The organism is Lentzea aerocolonigenes (genome assembly GCF_000974445.1).
Classification (GTDB): domain Bacteria; phylum Actinomycetota; class Actinomycetes; order Mycobacteriales; family Pseudonocardiaceae; genus Lentzea; species Lentzea aerocolonigenes.
Genome location: NZ_BBOJ01000007.1, coordinates 353688 through 371383, shown reverse-complemented (window position 1 = coordinate 371383; position 17696 = coordinate 353688). Strand labels below are relative to the sequence as shown.

10 protein-coding genes are annotated in these 17696 nt (G+C 69.3%); 4 read left to right on the top strand and 6 right to left on the bottom strand.

The window, feature by feature from the left end:
* The first annotated feature begins 55 nt into the window (after positions 1–55).
* The 4 genes from AOM45_RS16230 (at position 56) to AOM45_RS16215 (ending at position 4419) form a co-directional block, all read left to right on the top strand.
* On the top strand, positions 56–1159 hold the full coding sequence (locus AOM45_RS16230; RefSeq protein WP_030470541.1) for a substrate-binding domain-containing protein: 1104 nt from the start codon (positions 56–58) through the stop codon (positions 1157–1159).
* Between the two features lie 77 nt (positions 1160–1236).
* On the top strand, positions 1237–2169 hold the full coding sequence (locus tag AOM45_RS16225) for an alpha/beta hydrolase (RefSeq protein WP_030470542.1): 933 nt from the start codon (positions 1237–1239) through the stop codon (positions 2167–2169).
* A 22-nt stretch (positions 2170–2191) separates the two neighbouring features.
* Positions 2192–3322, top strand: coding sequence for a GTP-binding protein (locus AOM45_RS16220; RefSeq protein WP_030470543.1), 1131 nt, complete (start codon positions 2192–2194; stop codon positions 3320–3322).
* An 83-nt stretch (positions 3323–3405) separates the two neighbouring features.
* Complete coding sequence (locus AOM45_RS16215) at positions 3406–4419, top strand: CobW family GTP-binding protein (RefSeq protein ID WP_030470544.1); 1014 nt, start codon at positions 3406–3408, stop codon at positions 4417–4419.
* 6 nt (positions 4420–4425) lie between these two features.
* Here AOM45_RS16215 and AOM45_RS50895 read toward each other — a convergent pair whose 3' ends face one another.
* The 6 genes from AOM45_RS50895 to AOM45_RS16185 form a co-directional block, all read right to left on the bottom strand.
* Entirely contained in the window at positions 4426–4821 is a 396-nt protein-coding gene (locus AOM45_RS50895; RefSeq protein WP_030470545.1) for a hypothetical protein, read from the bottom strand.
* Between the two features lie 6 nt (positions 4822–4827).
* Complete coding sequence (locus tag AOM45_RS16205) at positions 4828–5679, bottom strand: universal stress protein (protein WP_030470546.1); 852 nt, start codon at positions 5677–5679, stop codon at positions 4828–4830.
* Positions 5680–5733: 54 nt separating this feature from the next.
* Positions 5734–9060: a CARDB domain-containing protein gene (locus AOM45_RS16200; RefSeq protein ID WP_030470547.1), complete on the bottom strand. Its 3327-nt coding sequence runs from the start codon at positions 9058–9060 to the stop codon at positions 5734–5736.
* 25 nt (positions 9061–9085) lie between these two features.
* The gene (locus AOM45_RS16195) at positions 9086–12892 is read right to left on the bottom strand and encodes a discoidin domain-containing protein (RefSeq protein WP_051784194.1); all 3807 of its coding nucleotides are present in this window, start codon (positions 12890–12892) and stop codon (positions 9086–9088) included.
* 318 nt (positions 12893–13210) lie between these two features.
* Entirely contained in the window at positions 13211–14479 is a 1269-nt protein-coding gene (locus AOM45_RS16190; protein ID WP_051784195.1) for an alpha/beta hydrolase family protein, read from the bottom strand.
* A 10-nt stretch (positions 14480–14489) separates the two neighbouring features.
* Positions 14490–17477, bottom strand: coding sequence for a S8 family peptidase (locus tag AOM45_RS16185; RefSeq protein WP_156094134.1), 2988 nt, complete (start codon positions 17475–17477; stop codon positions 14490–14492).
* Positions 17478–17696 lie beyond the last annotated feature (219 nt).

Sequence of the window (17696 nt, the reverse complement as noted above, 5' to 3'; positions counted from 1 at the left end):
ACTCACCGGTCAACGAAACGATCAGAAACGCTCGGGAACGATCAGAAGCGAAGACATGACCCAGAAGTTGGCTGCTCAGCGCCATGAGTTGATCCTGCGCGCCGTCCGGACGCAGGGCACCGTCCGATTGCCGGAGCTGGTGGAACTGCTCGGCGTCTCCGCGGTGACGGTGCGCCGGGACGTGACGGCGCTCGCCGACCGCGGCCTGGTGGTGCGCGTGCACGGCGGGATCACCCTGCCCCGGCACGCCGAACCGTCCCCGCGCGGACCGCAGTCCGTGGTCGGTCCCGCCGCCACGCACCCGCTGGTCGGCATGGTCGCGCCGTCGGTCGAGTACTACTGGCCGGCCGTGATCCAGGGCGTGCAGACCGCGGTGGCGGCGGCGGGCGGGCGGCTGGTGCTGCGCGCGTCCAGCTACGACGCCGCGGAGGACCGCCGCAAGGTGTCCGAGCTGCTCGACCGCGGCGTGCAGACCCTGCTGGTGGCACCGAGCACGACCGGCCGGGCGGGCGTCGAACTGCTGCGCTGGCTGGGCGCGCAGTCCGTTCCGGTCGTGCTGGTCGAACGGCTCCCGCCGCCGGAGCTGCCCACGATCGCGCTGGACGCCGCGGTGACCGACCACGCGATCGGCGCGGGCCTCGCGGTGCGGCACCTGGCGACGCTCGGCCACCGCCGCATCAGCCTGGTCACGTCGCGGGAGAGCCCGCACAGCGACGCCATCCGCGCGGGCTGGACGACGGCCGTGTCGTCGCTGGAGCTGCCGTTCCACGGCGTTCCCGTGCTCGACGTGCCGCCGTACGGCTCTCCACAGTGGACTCGCGCGGTCGACGAGGTGATCGACGAGTGCCTGGCCGCCTCCGTGCACGCCGTCCTCGTGCACGCCGACCGCGAGGCGATCGGGCTGCTCGAACGCGCGCGGGAGCGGGGAGTGCGCGTGCCGGACGACCTCGCCGTGGTGTCGTACGACGACGAGGTGGCCGCGGCGTCGGATCCGCCGCTGACGGCCGTGCGCCCGCAGAAGCACCGGTTGGGCGCCCTGGCCGCCCAACTCGCGCTGGCCAGGCTCGCCGACCCGCTGGACCGCCCGGTGCACCGGGTCGTGCTGTGGCCGACGCTGACGGTGCGCGAGTCGTGCGGCAGTTATTCCCGGACGGCGTGAGGCGACGATTACGTTGTGCGCGATTTAATCGCGCAATACCTTTATGGCGTCCACCCCGGAACGCCAGGAGGAAAGTCATGAAGCGTCCAGTCCTCGAGCCCGCCGCCGCCGAGTTCGCCGCCGCCACCGCCCAGCCGCCGTTCCTGTTCGAGATCGCCCCGGAGGAGGGCCGCAAGGCCGTCGACGAGGTCCAGTCGGGCGAGATCGAGAAGCCCGCGATCGACGAGCAGTGGATCGAGCTCGACGGCTTCAAGATCCGTGTGGTGAAGCCGGCCGGCACCACCGGCGTGCTCCCCGTGATCCTCTACGTCCACGGCGCCGGCTGGGTCTTCGGCAACGCCCACACCCACGACCGCCTGGTCCGCGAGCTCGCCACGAAGGCGGGCGCCGCCGTCGTCTTCCCGGACTACTCGCTCTCGCCGGAGGCCCGCTACCCGGTCGCGATCAACCAGAACTACGCCGCCGCGCGGTGGATCCTGAGCAACGGCGCCGACTACGGCCTCGACGCCTCGCGCATCGCCGTCGCCGGCGACTCGGTCGGCGGCAACATGGCCGCGGCGCTCACGTTGCAGGCAAAGGAACGCGGCGACGTCCAGCTCAAGGCCCAGGTGCTGTTCTACCCGGTGACCGACGCGAACTTCGACACGGACTCGTACCTGCAGTTCGCCGAGGGCTACTTCCTGCGCCGCGACGGCATGCAGTGGTTCTGGGACCAGTACACGACGAACCCGGCCGAGCGCGCCGAGATCACCGCGTCCCCGCTGCGTGCCACGAAGGAGCAGCTGGCAGGCCTGCCGCAGGCGCTGGTGATCACCGCGGAGGCCGACGTGCTGCGCGACGAGGGCGAGGCCTACGCCGACAAGCTGCGCGAGGCGGGCGTGCCCGTCACCGCCGTCCGGTACGCGGGCGCGATCCACGACTTCGTGATGCTGAACGCGTTGCGCGGCACGCACGCCGCCGAGGCCGCGATCAACCAGGCCGCCGACTTCCTCCGCCGCGCTCTCGCCTGATGAAGATGATTATCATGTCCGTATGAGGCGTACACCCGTCACCGTCCTGTCCGGTTTTCTCGGCGCTGGGAAGACCACGTTGCTCAACCACGTGCTCGCGAACCGGGAGGGGCGGCGGGTGGCGGTGATCGTCAACGACATGAGTGAGATCAACATCGATGCCGCCCTGGTCGCCGGCCAGGGCAGTCTCGACCGCACCGAGGAACGGCTCGTCGAGCTGACCAACGGCTGCATCTGCTGCACGTTGCGGGAGGACCTGCTCGAGAGCGTCGGGGAGCTGGCGCGGTCCGGCCGGTTCGACACGATCCTGATCGAGTCGACCGGCATCTCGGAGCCGATGCCGGTGGCCGCCACCTTCGACTGGACGTTCGAGGACGGCACGAGCCTGTCGGACCACGCCCAGCTGGACACGATGGTCACCGTCGTGGACGCGGCGGGCTTCCTGTGCGAGCTGACGACCGGTGATCAGCTCGCCGACCGCGACCTGGCCGCCGCCGAAGGGGATGAGCGCACGATCTCCGACCTGCTCGTCGACCAGGTCGAGTTCGCCGACCTGCTGGTGGTCAACAAGACCGACCTCGTCACCGCTGACGAGCTCGCGACCCTCGACGCGGTGCTGCGCAGGCTGAACCCCGCCGCCCGTCTGCTGCACACCCGCCGCGGCGTCGTCGACCTGGGCGAGGTCCTCGACACCGGCCGCTACGACCCGATCACCGCGGCACAGGCTCCCGGCTGGGCTCAGGAACTGGCGGGCGGGCACACCCCGGAGACCGAGGAGTACGGCATCCGGTCGGTCGCCTTCCGTGCCGCACGGCCGTTCCACCCGGCCCGGCTGGTGGCGGCACTGTCCGATTGGGACGGAGTGTTGCGCAGCAAGGGTTTCTGCCACATCGCCACGCGCCCCGACGTGCTGGCCGTGTGGTCGCAGGCGGGTCCGAACCTCACGCTGGAGCCGGGGCAGCTGCTGGACTCTCCGCAGGCGCGGCAGGAGCTCGTCCTCATCGGCGTCGGCCTGGACCTCGACGAGCCGCGCCGCCGTCTGGAACCGGCGTTGCTGACCGACGAGGAGTTCGCGGCCGGCGCGGAGTTCTGGCGCACGCTGGAGGACCCGCTGCCGGAGTGGGACCTCGCCGACCTGCACGAGCACGCCTGACGGCCGGCCCGACGGCCGCGTGCAGACCGTCCACATCGGAGCCCAGAGTTGAAATGACAATCATGTTCATTTAGGCTGCGGGCATGGGAACCGAGGTCGTACTGGTAGCGGGGTTCGCGAGCCACGACGTGGCCGACGAGATCTGGCGCGTGACTCCGGAATCGGTGCTGGTCCGCCACGACCTGAGCGGGCTGGCCGAAGGTGTCGTGCGGCGCTGGGTCGACGGCGTGCTGACGGTGCTGGAACTCGCGCACGGGTGCGTGTCGTGCACCCTGCGGCTCGACCTGATCCCGTTGCTGGAGCAGCTGGACCGCAAGGTGATCGTGCACCTGGACCCCGTGCTCGAACCGGAGGCCGTGTGCTTCGCCCTGAGCGAGACCGACGTCCACGTCGAGGCCGTTGTCACCGTCGTCGACCACGCCACGTGGCTGGCCGACGCGACGGGCGACGCGACGCTCGCCGAACGGGGCAGGGCCGCGGCCGAGGGTGACGAGCGGACCGTCTCCCAGGTCGTGGTGGGCCAGGCCGAGTTCGCCGACGCGCTGGTCGTCACCGGCACCGACCCCGTGCTGGACGCAGTGCTCGACCGGCTCAACCCGCTCGCGCCGCGGCAGGACCTCGCCGCGCTCGACGTGCCCGCACTGTTCGCCGCCATCCCGGACGGCGCCCGGCGCGGAGCGTTCGACGACGGCTACGGATCGCTGCTGCACGGCCAGCCGCCGTTCACAGCGGAACACGGCGTGCACGTCGTCCGCTTCCGCGAGCGGCGGCCGTTCCACCCGATGCGCCTGCACCACGCCATGGACGTCCTGCTCGACGGCGTGGTGCGGACTCGCGGCCGGGTGTGGGTGGTCAGTCAGCCGGACGAGGCGCTGTGGCTCGAGTCCGCGGGCGGCTCGCTGCGGGTCGGCAACCTCGGGCCGTGGCCGGGCGACCGGGTGCAGGAGGTCGTGGTGATCACGGCCTCCGCCTCGCCCGAGGCGATCACGGCCGCACTCACCGACGCGTTGGCGACCGACGAGGAGCTCGCCCTCGCGGACGAGCTCGAGTTCGCCGACCCGTTCACGGACTGGCGCGAAGAGCTGGAAGAACTGTGAAGGGTTCTAACTGACGCGTTGGGTCTTCACGACGGCGAACGGTGTGCCCTGCTGGCAGGTCGTCATCCCACCGGGATCGGGTTTCCCCGTCACCTCCACCTGCGCGCCCGCCACGGCGATCGCGGGGTCGGCGCCGAGCAGCAGGTACTGGGTCGAGCCGGTGTCGAGCAGGACGCATCCCGGCTCCACACCCGTCGACACGGTTCCCCGCACCGTCATGAGGTCCAGCGCCCGCGACGGGCTCGTGGACAGCAGCGTCGGCGAGGGCGTCGGCGGAGCGGGGATGCTCGGCGTCGACGTGTCAGTGGTGGGAGTGCTCGACGCGGGCAGCTGTGGCGGTGGTACCTGACCCGCGCACCCAGCCAACGTCAGACACAACAGCACGGCCGCTAACCCGCGCATCTCGCGTCACCTCCGATGAACCACGGCGACCGGGCACGGCGCGTGGTGGAGCACAGCGTGGCTCACTGAACCCAGGATCGCACGCTTCACCGCGCCGCGGCCGTGACTTCCGACCGCGATGAGCGCAGCGCCGTCGGCCGCCTGGAGCAACGCGCGCGCGGGAGCGTCGAACGCGACCTCCTGCGCCACGTGCACCTCGGGGTGACGGGCGAGGTGCGACGCCAGCTGTTCGTCGAGCAGCTTCGCGAGGTCCACGCGGACGTGGTCGACGTCCTGCTCGGGCAGCTCGGCCCAGCCGACGTCGTTGAACGCGTGGATCGCCAGCAGCTCACGGCCGTGCCTCGCGGCGAACGCGAAGGCGAACGCGATCGCGTCCGTCGAGGTCTCGGAACCGTCGACACCGACCACGACCCGCCCGTCCACGGGCCCGGACCGCGTCACGACGACGGGACGCCCGCCGGTCGACACCAGCTCGGCCGCGGTGGAACCGAGGAACATCTCCGCGATGCCGGTCCGGCCGGAGGAACCGAGGACGAGCAGGTCGCCGGGTTCGCCGGCGAGCACCTCGGCGGGGCGGCCGATCTGCACGCGCGTGGACACCTGGAGATCCGGCCAGTTCTGCCTGATCTCGGCCGCGAGCTCGGCGAGGTGGTCCTCGGCGGCGCGGGACATCGTCTCCTCGGTGACGAACTCCGGCACCGGCGCGGACATCGGCGCGAAAACGGGCTCGGGCAGTGGCGCGCGAACCGCCTGCACGACCTGGAGAGCACAACCGCACCGGGAAGCTTCCTCGGCGCCCCAGAGAGCGGCACGCCTCGCGAGGTCCGAACCGTCGAAACCGACCACGACCGCGGACATGTGACACCACCTCCGGCCAGGGAATACCCGGCCGGAGGTGGTTCTAAAGGTGATCTAGTTGATGATGAACTGCGAGCCGGGTTCGATCAGGATGTCGCCGTCGCGCGAGTTCGTGATCGTCACGTTCGTCAGCCTCGCCGAACCGCGAGCCTGGGCCATCGCCAGGATGCCGGAGCCGTTGTTCGACCTGTCGATCCGCACGTTGGTGATCGCGACGTCCGGCATGCCGCTGCCGCCACCCTTGAACTGGATGCCGTCGAACGTGGAGTCGAGGATCTCCGTGTCCCGGATGACGACGCCGGGGATCGGCAGGTTCTGCGAGAACAGCGTGATGGCGCCGAACTCCTGCGCCTCACCCCAGAACGCGCCACCCGTGCGGTACAGGGCGTTGTTGGCGAGCAATGTCGTCCCCGAGAACGGCAGCGGGTCGTGGTCGGTCGCCAGCATGATGCCCGGGTAGTTGGCGGTGTCGGAGACGATGTTGTTCTCCGCGCGGTTGTTCGCACCTCCGTAGATGGCGATTCCGTTGGCACGCCACGGCAACGCGATCGTGTTGTTGAGGAACGCGTTGTTCTTGCCCACGTCCGCGTTCTGGTCCTTCACGTACTTCGACGCCCACACCGCCAGCGCGTCGTCGCCCGTGGTGCGGAACGACGAGTTGAACACCGTGGAGTTGCTGGTGCCGTTGGTGAAGTTGATGCCGTCGGCGTAGGTGTCGCGGATGCGCATGCCGCTGAACTGCAGGCCGTCACCGGGGTTCCAGCGGTCGGGCAGGTTCGCGTAGTCGCGGCCGACCCACACGCCGACGTTGGCGTGCTCGATCCACACATTCGTGATCTTCGTGTTCTTGCCGAACCGGCCGTTGAGGCCGACCCCGCCCTCGGCGTTGCCGTCACCGCCGCGGATCCGGCCGGAACCGAAGATCGCGATGTCCGAGATCTGGGTGTTGTCGTCGATGTCGAACCCGAAGTTGCCCTCGTGCGGGTGGTTGATCGTGTTCGCGTCCTGCGGCTGGGTCAGCGAGAACAGCTGCGAGTGCCACATGCCGGCGCCGCGGATCGTGACGTTGCGGATGCCGACCTGGTTGTAGCCACCGCTGTTGAACACCGTCAGGATCTTCTTCTCCTGCCGGAACTTGCCCTCCGGGATCCAGACGCACGGGATTTCGCCGTTCTGGTCGGCGGTCACCGCCCGCTGAATCGCGTCCGCGTCGTCGGTCTGGTCGTTGGGCGTGGCGCCGTACTGCGTGATGGACGCGCACTCGGTGGGCTTCTGCGCGGCGGGCGCGACCTGTTCCAGGTCGATCAGGTCGATGACGTAGAACTGCGCGCTGTCACCCGCGTCGCGCTGGAGCTTGAAGCGGGTGCCCGCCGGGTAGGTGTTGGCGAGCAACGACGACGACTCGTCGAACAACCTGCGGGCGTCGCCACCCGGCCGATTCGTGAGGCACTCCGGGTCGTCGCAGGTGCCGTAGAGCCAGCTGTGGCGCGACGACAGCGTCAGCTTCTGCACGAACTGGTCGTTGGCGTACAGGCTGATCGTCGCTTCCTGGCCGCCGCCACCGGCCGCGTCCGGGATCGAGTTGCGGACCACGATCGAGTTCGTGCTGACCGTCGAGGTGATCTCCACGAACTGACCCTGCGCGTCGAGCCGCACCGACTTGCGCCCGCTCGACTCGCTGCCGAAGCTGGTGTGCCCGAACGTGCGCTTCGCGTCGGCCTCCAGCAGCTGGCCCTGGTAGCGGCCGGCTTCGGCCTCGTAGCTCGTGAACGGCACCGACGCGCCGCGTCCGACCACAATGGACCTGGTGGCGGTGTTGTTGTTCTCGTTGGTCTCCGCGACCTGACCGGTGGCGTCGGCGGTCGCGGTCGCCGTGGCGCCGCCGTTCGTGGCGGTCCACGAGCCGACGGTGACGGTGACGGTCTGACCGGCGTTGATGGTGCCGGTGTTGGAGTTCAGGGTGCTGCTGCCGACGACCACGCGCGTGACCGACGCGCCCGCCGCCGAGGTGCCGCGGTTGGTGACCTGCACCGCGAACGTCACCTGCTGGCCCGCCGCCGGTGACGACGGGTTCGGCGTGATGCCGGTGATCTGCAGGTCCGGTCCCGGTGCCGCGCCGACGACCAGGGGAGAGCCGGAGGTGAAGGTGTTGTTGCCCTCGTTGGTCTCCGCGACCTGGTTGGCCGGGTCCGCAGTGGCCGCGGCCGCGTAGGACCCGGCACCCCGCCGGCCTGCGTCGACGGTGACGGCGGCGGTGGCTCCGGGAGCGAGCCCGCCGACCTGCGCGGTGCCCGCGACGGTGCCGCCGAGCGTGACGTTGACGGTCGTCGCACCCGACGCGACTGTCCCGCCGTTGCGCACGGTGGCGGTGAACCTGATCGTGTCCGCCTCGGTCGGGCTCGACGGCGTCCACGTCAGGTTCGTGACGGTCAGGTCGGGAGCGGGCGCGGCGGCGCCGAAGACCTGGAACTCGGCGACCTGGCCACCGGGCGCGCCGGTGTTCGAGTAGAAGTGCAGCCGCACGTCCGCGGCCCGGCCGGTCACCGGGATCGTGACGCTGTTGCCGCTCGCCGGGTCGAACCGGTAGTCCGCGCGTGCCTTCAGGGTCGCGAACGCCGTGGCGCTCGACTCCCGGCCCAGCACCTCGAAGCTCTGCGTGCGCGCGCCCCAGACCGGGTCCGGGTTGAGCTTCACGACGACCGAGGTGAGGTCCGCGTTGGCACCGAGCTTCGCGGTCAGGTGACCGGGGAAGCCGTTCGACTCCCAGTACGTGCCGGTGTTGCCGTCGACGGCGTTGGCCGCCACGAAGTCGTGCACGTGCCCGGACTCCTCGACCGGCTTGCCCTGGGCCAGGTTGTCGCCCGGTGGCGGGTCGACGGGACCGGACTCGCCGTGCACCTCGAACTCGCTGAGCTGCCCGGCGGGCCAGCCGGTGTTCGCGGTGATCGTGACGCGGACGTACCGGGCGCTGGTCGCCGCGAAGTCCAGCGTCACCGTGTTGTTCGAGGCGGGTGAGAACACCCTGCCGCTCGACCCGGAGAGGTCGCTGAACTGCGAGCCGTTCTGACTTCCTTGCACGGCAAGCGTTTGCGTGCGCTGCTCCCAGTTCGAGGGCAGTCGCAGCACGACCTTGCTGACGTCCCGCGCGGCGCCCAGGTCGGCCTGGATCCACTGCGGGAACACGTTGTTCGTGCTCTCCCAGTAGCTGCCCTGGTTGCCGTCACCGGCGTTGCCCGCGCCGTACGGGCCGTTGGTGCTCGACGCGGTCAGGTTCGCGGACAGCCGTACGACCGCTGCTCCTGCCGTCGGTGTCAGTCCGAACAGTGTCAGTGCGGTGACGAGTGCAGCACTCACCGCACGCTTCATGAGCGTGGATTTCATCGAATTTTCCTTCACGGCAGGGAAATCAGTTGATGGTGATCGTGAAAGTGGAGGTCGTGTTCCGGATGTCCTGGAAGTTGTCGCTGAAGCGGATGCCGTTGATCGTCACCGCGCCGGCGGCAGGGCCCTGGCCCGGTTCCGGCATCTCGTTGGCCCACAGGCCGAAGCCGGACTTGGCGTCGAACTGGTCGCCGCTCTTGCGCGCACCCGAGATGCTGACGTTGGAGAGGACGGTGTCCTGGAAGATGTTCTCGGCGGCACCGTTGTACTTGGTCTGGAACATGATTCCGCTGTACGTCGGGTCGATGATCTCGACGTCGCTCACCCGGATCCCCGTGTACTTCTTGGAGGCCGAGAACATCCAGATCGCGCCGAACGTCTGCGCACCCCAGAAGTGACCGCCGGACCGCACCAGGGTGAGCCCGCTGAACGTCGTCGGCTCCGGCCCGAAGTCCTCCATCGGGTAACCGAAGTCGAGCGAGCTGATCGTCACGGCGGAGTAGGTGAGCGTGTCCGCCACGTAGATGTTGCGGAACGTGTTGAGCTTGCCGCCGTAGACCGCCAGACCAGCAGCGCGCCACGGCGTCAGCACGCTCAGGTTCTCGAAGGTGTTGTTCTGCTGGCCGCTTCCGCCGTTGTCGGTGGCGGCGAACAGCGCGAACGCGTCGTCACCGGTCGAGCGCGCCTCGATGTTGGAGATCCGGTTGCCCGCCGACCCGTTGGTCATGTTGAGACCGTCGGCGTACATGTCGCGGATGCGGCTGTCCCTGATCGTGTTGTTGTCGACGTTGTTGCCCCAGAACAGGCACATCATGTGCTCGACCCAGATGTTCTCGATGGTCGTGTTCTGGACGCCGGCGAAGTTGAACACCTTGCCCGGCCCGTTGATGCGCGCGGTGTAGTTGCCGAACACGGCGAACCCGCTGAATGTCGAGCCACTCGCGGACGACTGCGCGTCGAAGCCGATGTCGGTGTTCTCCTGGCTGGACGGCGCCTGGAACCGGGTGAACCAGGGACCTGCGCCGATCACCCGGATCGCCCTGCCGTACACCTGGAACTTCTGCGCCGTCTGGTAGGTGCCGGCGGGCAGGTAGACGCCGACCAGGTTCCCCGTGGTGTCCATGCGGACGCGGTCGAGCGCGTTCTGCACGTCCTGGTGGGTGAACCCGGCGGGCACGGCGTAGCGCGCCGCGTCGGGGTTCGCGGCGGCGCGGGCTTCCTCGAAGTTCACGAAGTCGATCGCGTAGTTCGTGGTGTTGGCCGCGTCCTTCTGCAGCTTGATCTTCGTGCCCGCCGGGAACGTCTGGTTGAGCATCACGTTCGCCTCGTCGTAGAGGTGGCGCGGCCCGCCGGCACCCGGCGAGTTGCCCGGCTCGGCTTCGTTGCCGTAGAGCCACGTGTACTTCGACGTCAGGTCGATGGCCTTGTGGAACTGGCCGTTGACGTAGACGTTGAGGGTCGAGGTGATGCCGCCGCCACCGGAGCTGTCCGGGATCGAGAACCTGGTGACGAGGGTGTTGGTGGGTGCCGATGTGGTGAACTCGACCGACTGGCCGGTGCCGTTCAACGTGACGGCGCGACGGCCGGACGCCTCACCGGCGAGATCGCCGATCGTCCTGTTGGGACCCAGGACCTGTGCGCCACCGCCGGCGGTCGCGTCCTCGGCCTCCACGTGCTGCCACGGGACGCTCGCGCCGCGGCCGATGAACAACGACTGCTCGCTGGTGTTGTTGCCCTGCTTGGCGGGGATCTCGTTGCCGTCGTTCGCGATCGTCGTGCGGATCGTGTAGCGGCCGTCGGCGGCCTGCCAGGTGCCGAGGGTGACCGCGGCGGTCGTGGCGCCCGCGTTGATCGTGCCGGTGTGGCTGCCGGTCAGCGTGCGGACCGTCTGGCCGCTGCTGGTCAGGATCGAGACCGTGATGCCGTGGGCGCCCGACGCGGACGCGAGCGTGCCCTGGTTCTTGAGCGCGACGCTGAACGTGGTGTTCTGGCCGTTGCCCGGGTTGCTCGGCGACCAGGACGGGACGGCGACGAGGTCGGAGCTCGGCACCGGCGTCACGACCAGCGGGTCGGGGTGCGGCCTGGCGTTGTTGGTTTCGTCCTGCTCCGCGACCTTCTTGGTCTCGTCGACCTTGGCGGTGTACTGGTACGAGCCTTCCGGACGTGCCGCGATCGTCGTGCTGACGCCTGCCTGCGCACCGGCCGCGAGCGCGTTCAGTTGTGCCGTGCCGACCGCGGTGGTGCCGAGGAAGAACGTCACGTCGGTCGCTCCGGACGCGGCGCTGCCGGCGTTGCGGACGGTCGCGTTCAACGTGATCTGGTCGGTCTCGACCGGGCTCGACGGCGTGAACGACGTGCCGGTGACGGTGAGGTCGGGGTTCGGGGCAGGGGTGCCGAACACCTGGATCTCCGCCACCTGCGCGCCGGGCGCGCCCGTGTTGGACGTGATGCGGAGCTGGACGTCGGCGACGCGCGCCGCCAGTCCGATCGTGACGCTGTTGCCGCTGGCGGGATCCCAGCGGTAGTCGCGCCCCGCGACGAGGCTGGTGAAGCCGGTGGCGTTCTGTTCGCGGCCGAGCACCTCGACGTTCTGCGTGCGGGCGCCCCAGATCGCGTCGGGGTTGAGCTTGACGGCGATCGAGCTGAGGTCCGCGTTCGATCCAAGTTGGACGGTCAGCGTGCCGGGGAAGCCGCCCGACTCCCAGTAGGTGCCCAGATTTCCGTCGTTGGCGTTGGCCGCGACGAAGTTGTGCACGTTGTTGTTGGCCGTGACGGGCTTGCCCTGCGCGAGGTTCGTGCCGGTGGCCCCTTCCCGCGTCACGGAGTTGCTGGCGGGGGACTGGTTGCCCGCCGCGTCCTTCGCGATCACGTGGTAGGTCACCCGCAGGCCGTCGGGCTGGCTGTCGGTGTAGGTGGTGCCGGTGACCGTGCTGCGGAGGCTGCCGTTGGCGTAGACGTCGTAGCCGGTGACGCCGACGTTGTCCGTGCTCGCGTTCCAGGTGAGCCGGATCTGCCCGGCCTGGGGCTGGGTGAAGGCGAGGCTGCCCGGTGCGGTGGGCGCCTGCGTGTCACCGGTCGTGGGACCGCGGACCTCGAACTCGCTGATCTGACCCGCAGGCCAGCCGGTGTTCGCGGTGATCCGCAGCCGGACGTACCGCGTGGTGGCCGCGGTGAAGCCGATGGTGACGGTGTTGTTCGCAGCGGGGTTGAACTCGTACCCCCTGCTCGGCACCAGGTCGGTGAAGGTGTTTCCGTCCGTGCTGCCCTGCACGGCGAGGGTCTGCGTGCGCGTGCCCCAGTTCGCGGCCGGGAGCTTCAGCACGACCTGGTCCGCTTTCAGCGCGGCGCCGAGATCGGCCTGGATCCACTGCGGGAACGCGTTGTTCGCGCTCTCCCAGTACGTGCCCTGGTCGCCGTCACCGGCGTTGCCGGGCCCGTAGCTCTGGTTGGTGCTGCTGGCGCTGTACGTGGCCTGGAGTGTGGCGCTGACCGCGGCCTCGTGGACCTCGAGTTTGGCTGTGGTCTTCGTGGCGCGGACGTGCTTCACGAGCGTCGGGTCGACCTGGAACGTGACCTTGCCGTTGGAGAAGGCGTGGGGCGCCTCCGCGACGAGCATCGACCAGCCTCTGCCGTCGAGACTCGTCTGCACGGCGAACGTTTCGGTGCTGTTCCTCGGGGCGGAGAGCGTGACCTGGTCGATGCGGGTCTGCTTCCGCAGTTCCAGGCTCACCGGCGCGGCCTGCGCGGCTGGGGAGACGGTCAGGGTGGCCGCGGCGGTGATCAGTGCTGTCAGCGGGGCTAGCAGGGAGCGAACGCGTGTCGTCGGTGACATGGCGTGCTTGGCCCTTCTCGGTGGGGACGCGAGGGGGTGTGGCGCGCCTCACCGTAGAAGTGCCCAGCAGATTACCGCAATATGTCGACGTGATTGCGCAAATTTGCGACATCATGCTCTGAACAGGAAAGATGTGTCGCTGTTCGGGCGGTTGAGCCCCGTCGTGGGCGGCGCAGGGGCGATCACCAGCGGCTGGGTGATGGCAGGTGCGGGAGGTTCGCCTCCGAACGTCCGCTCAAAATTGAGCCCGGGTCGATGGGCTTCGCTTGCACTGGCTTGCTACGAGTTTGCATTGCTTGCGAAAGCGTTGCGCAAGTGTCAGAGCTTCGCGAAGAACCTTCTGGCTCGGTTCAGCAGATCCAACCTGTGCTCACGCTTTCTGAGGGAGTGCCCCTCGCCGGGGTAGACGACGAGTTCGGAGTGCTTCACGGCCCCGTGCAGCAGTTCGGCTTGCTCCACCGGGACGTTGGTGTCGTCCGCGCCGTGCACGATCAACAACGGTGTGCGGATCCGGTCCGCGTAGGTGAGCGGGCTGTGCTCCGGCCCGTCGCCCAGTGCCGCCTCGAAAGTCCCCCACTCGCCCGTCGCGATCAGCCTGGGCCAGTCGGCGATGCCCGCGCCCACGAGCGCGGCCTTGAACCTGTCGGTCCGCGTGGTCGCCCAGGCGGCCATGAACCCGCCGTGGCTCCAGCCGGAGATGCCGAGCCGGCCGGGATCGGCGACGCCTTCCTCGACGAGGAGGTCGATGCCGGTCTCGATGTCGTGCCACTCCTCCTGCCCGACCCGTTTGGAGACGCTCGCGGCGAACTCGTGCCCTCTGCCCAGGCTGCCCCTGGGGTTGGGCAGGAAGCTCGCGAACCCCTGGTGCGCGAACCACTGCGCCGACGGCACCCATTGGAGCTGGAGGTCGTCGGCCCAGCGGTCGTAGGGGCCGCCGTGGACGAGGGTGATGAGAGGAAACGGCCCGTCGTCCCGAGTCTTGCCTGGTGGCAGCACGAGCAGCCCGTCGAGCTCCAGCCCGTCCTGCGCGCGGTAACGAAGGCGTTCCTGTGTGCCCCAAGGGATGTCTTCGATGAAGTCGTTCCTGCGTTTGTGCGAACCCTTGATGCGCGCGAGCAGGCCCCCGCCGAGGCGGTGGAACTCGGTGTCCAGTCCGGTCGCGACCACCACGACCGGCGCGTCGCCGTCGTCCTGCACCAGCTCGACCGGGCAGGCCGGCATGCCCGCGGTGAGGTTGCGGTGGCGCTGGTCGAACACCGCGTTGCCGCCCTGGACGTGCGGTGGCGTCAGGGCGAGGTAGACGACCTCGTCGCCCCACCACACCGGGTTGCCCGCGTCGACGGGTGTGGCGCCGAGATCGACGACGGTGCCGTCGGTCTCGACGACGTGAAGCGCGGGGTTGAGCAGTCCGGGGTCGATCTTCGGGCTGGACCAGGTGATCACCGCGAGCCGTCCGTCGGGGTGCCGCGCGACGTCGGCGACGTGGCGGCCGGGGATGGTCACCGTGTGGGCTGAGTTCCTGGTGGGCGGCGGCGCGCAGTGGTCGAGCACCATGTCGTCGGTCAGTTCACGCGCCGCCGTCCCCATGATCCTTAGGCTAGCGGAGCAGGTAGGCATTGATGATCGTCTGTTCCACGGTCTGGCCGTGCCCGGACGCCTTGGCCCGCAGGGAAACCGACTTGGCGTTGCTCGGGTGGGCGAGCAGCACGCGGTTGCTCGTGACCGGGGTCGGGCGCCACGTCGTGCCGTTGTCGTAGGAGACCTCGACGGACGTGATCCTCACCGAGCCGGTCTGCGACTGGGTCGAGATCGGCACCGCCAGCATCCGTCCGGCCTGGGCGTAGCCGTCGTCGTCGAGCTGCGGGGTGAAGCGGATGACGCTCAGCGGCAGCGCTGTCCGCTCGGCCGTCGTGTCGCTGCGGAACGTCCAGACGCCGGACACCTTGGTGCTCAACAGGTTCTCGCGCGTGGCTGTGGTCTCCAGGCGGTAGTTCGCGGCGCCCGGTTCGACGTCGAGCAGTGCCCAGCCGGCCTCGGCCGTTTCGACGGCCTTCACGTTGTCGCGGTACAGCGTGGTTCTGGCCTCGGTGACGGGGCTGTAGCCCTCGTTGCCCGCGTTGTCGCCGTGGAGCGGGACGGTGATCCGGATCAGGTCGCCGGTGCGGAACGAGTGCGGGACGTCCCTCGTCTCGGGCAGCGCTGGGCCGAACACCGCGCGGTTGAACGGTTCCAGGTAGCTGCGGCCAGGCCGGTAGTGCCTGAGCGGACCGACGAGTGCGCCGATGTTGCCGCTGTCGTCGAACAGGTTGAACCTGCGCGACCAGTCGCCGCCCTCGCCGCCGTAGTACTCGGTGCGCGGGCCCGGGGCCAGGTTGTCGAGCGAGCCGTAGTTCCAGTCGGCGCGGCCCTCGGGTGCCGAGGTGTGGCCGATGCTGGCGTGCTGGCCCGGCTTGAGTGCCGGCATGTCGACCTTGACGGTGGCGAGGTCTCTCTTCGAGACGGTCCTGGTGAGGCCGTTCGGCGCGGATCCCTTGCGGTACCAGGCGAGTCCGTAGAAGTCGGGGCCCGCGTTCCAGAACGTCGCGATCTTGCCGGTCACCTCGGCCGAGTCGGGGCCGAGGCTCGCGACACCGAGGTGGTCGATCACGCCGCCGACGGAGAAGTTGCCGATGGTGTAGCTCGTGCCGTTGACGATGCGTTCGAAACCGGTCTGCAGCAACGACAGTCGCGCGCTGACCGGGAGCTTCACCTGCACCGGTTTCGCCTGCCGCGCGTCGAGGTCGATCGTCGTGGCGCCGGTGACGGTGAGGTTCGGGTAGTTGATGACGTCGTGGGTGTAAGGGCCGCTGGACGACATGACGCTGCCCGTGAGGACGTAGCGGCCCTTGGCGAGGCGGGCGACGCCGGTCTCGCTGTTCGGCCAGACGCGGGCGCCGGTGTCGACGTTGATCAGGAACGCGAAGGTCGAGTTCGTCTTCGCTCCGGAGCGCTCGGTTCCGGTGATCGTGACGTCGTAGCTCTCGACCTCCAGATCGGCGACGACGGCCGTGCGCACGCCGCTCGCGACCACCGCGCCGCCGAAGACGCCACCGGCCGGTTGTCGGGCGATGTCCGCGGTGACCGTGGCGGTCGCGGAGCCGTTGGGAGCAACGGTGAGCTTCGCGGGGGAGACGCTGAACAGGCTGCCGTTCGTCTCGGTGGTGAGGTCGAGGGTGACGGGTTCCGCGCCCGCGTTGGTGTAGGTGATCTCCTTCGTCAGCTTGCCCGAGTGCGGCCACCGGTGGGAGCCGAAGCTGATGCTCGCCGGGTTCGAGGTCACGTTCTGCTTGATCAACCTGGCGACGTCGACGCGGCCGGAGCCCTGCTCGAACGGCGTCAGGTTCGCCGTCGGCGTGGTGCTGCCGGTGAGGCTCGCCTTGAGCGTCGCGCCGGTGAGGTCCGGGCGCTGCTGGCGCACCAGGGCCGCCGCGCCCGCGACGTGCGGCGTGGCCATCGACGTGCCGTCCAGGGAGGTGTAGCCGTCGGCGACGGGCGGGCCGATCCTGCCGTCGGAGTGCAGGGCGGCGACGATGCCGACGCCGGGCGCGGTGAGGTCGGGTTTGAGTGCGCCCGCCTTGGTGGGGCCGCGGCTCGAGAACTCCGCGATCCGGTTCTGGTCGTCGACGGCGCCGACGGTGAGCGCGGCGTCGGCGGTGCCGGGCGAGCCGATGGTGCTGGTGGTGGGGCCGCTGTTGCCGGCGGCGACCACGAACGGCGTGCCCTTGTCGGCGGTGAGGCGGTTGACGGCCTCTTCGAGGGGCTCGATCTCGGGCGTGTCGTAGCCGCCGAGGCTCATGTTGACGACCTGGGCGCCCTGCTCGACGGCCCACTCCACACCGGCGATGATCTGGCTGTCCTGACCGGACCCGTTGTCTCCCAGGACTTTCACGTCGAGGATGCGCGCGTCCGGCGCCACGCCGCGGTACTTGCCGCCGCTCTTCGCGCCGGTGCCCGCGATGATCGACGCCACGTGCGTGCCGTGGCCGTAGTGATCGCCCGCGTCGGGGGAGGACGTGAAGTTGCGTTCGGCGATCTCGCGGTCGGCGAGGTCGGGGTGGGTCTGGTCGACGCCGGTGTCGAGGACGGCGACGGTGGTGCCCTTGCCGGTGAAGCCCGCCGCGTAGGCCGCGGGGGCGTTGATCTGGGGGACACTGCGGTCGAGGGTCGCCTTGCGCTTGGCGTCGAGCCAGATCTTCTTGATGCCGGAGGCCGACATGTCCAATGTTGACATTCCGGATGTTGACAAGCTGGGTGTTGCCAGGCCCGATGTCGACAGGCCGGATGTCGACTTGGTGGATGTTGACATTCCGACAACCGGCGTCCTGGCAGCGTCGAACGCGACGCCGTTGATGCTGTTCAGCTTGGTGCCGGATTGGGCGTTGAGGGTGCCCTCGGGGTAGGTGACGATCACCGGCAGCGCGCCGCTGTACGTGGCGAGCTCGGTGACGTCGAAGAGGCGTTCGTCGAGACGGCCGTTCGCGATCAGCGGTATGGCGTCGTTCGGCACCACGTACTCGTGGCCCTGCGCCGTGTAGGTCGTGAACATGACCTGTTCACGGCCGGGTGCTGGTCTGATCGCCCGTTGGCCGGTGAGCACCTGATCTCCGGTGATCAGCGTGACGGTCGGCCGTGACGCTGATTGGGACGCTGATTGGGACGCTGATTGGGACGCTGATTGGGACGCTGATTGGGACGCTGATTGGGACGCTGATGGGGCGGCTGCTCGCGGGGGAGAGGCATGGGCCTGTCCGGCGGTGAGCAGGGC

Coding starts and splice junctions, on each gene's coding strand:
- AOM45_RS16230 (WP_030470541.1), top strand. CDS start 56: ATGACCCAGAAGTTGGCTGCTCAGCGCCATGAGTTGATCCTGCGCGCC.
- AOM45_RS16225 (WP_030470542.1), top strand. CDS start 1,237: ATGAAGCGTCCAGTCCTCGAGCCCGCCGCCGCCGAGTTCGCCGCCGCC.
- AOM45_RS16220 (WP_030470543.1), top strand. CDS start 2,192: ATGAGGCGTACACCCGTCACCGTCCTGTCCGGTTTTCTCGGCGCTGGG.
- AOM45_RS16215 (WP_030470544.1), top strand. CDS start 3,406: ATGGGAACCGAGGTCGTACTGGTAGCGGGGTTCGCGAGCCACGACGTG.
- AOM45_RS50895 (WP_030470545.1), bottom strand. CDS start 4,821: ATGCGCGGGTTAGCGGCCGTGCTGTTGTGTCTGACGTTGGCTGGGTGC.
- AOM45_RS16205 (WP_030470546.1), bottom strand. CDS start 5,679: ATGTCCGCGGTCGTGGTCGGTTTCGACGGTTCGGACCTCGCGAGGCGT.
- AOM45_RS16200 (WP_030470547.1), bottom strand. CDS start 9,060: ATGAAATCCACGCTCATGAAGCGTGCGGTGAGTGCTGCACTCGTCACC.
- AOM45_RS16195 (WP_051784194.1), bottom strand. CDS start 12,892: ATGTCACCGACGACACGCGTTCGCTCCCTGCTAGCCCCGCTGACAGCA.
- AOM45_RS16190 (WP_051784195.1), bottom strand. CDS start 14,479: ATGGGGACGGCGGCGCGTGAACTGACCGACGACATGGTGCTCGACCAC.
- AOM45_RS16185 (WP_156094134.1), bottom strand. CDS start 17,477: ATGTTCACGACCTACACGGCGCAGGGCCACGAGTACGTGGTGCCGAAC.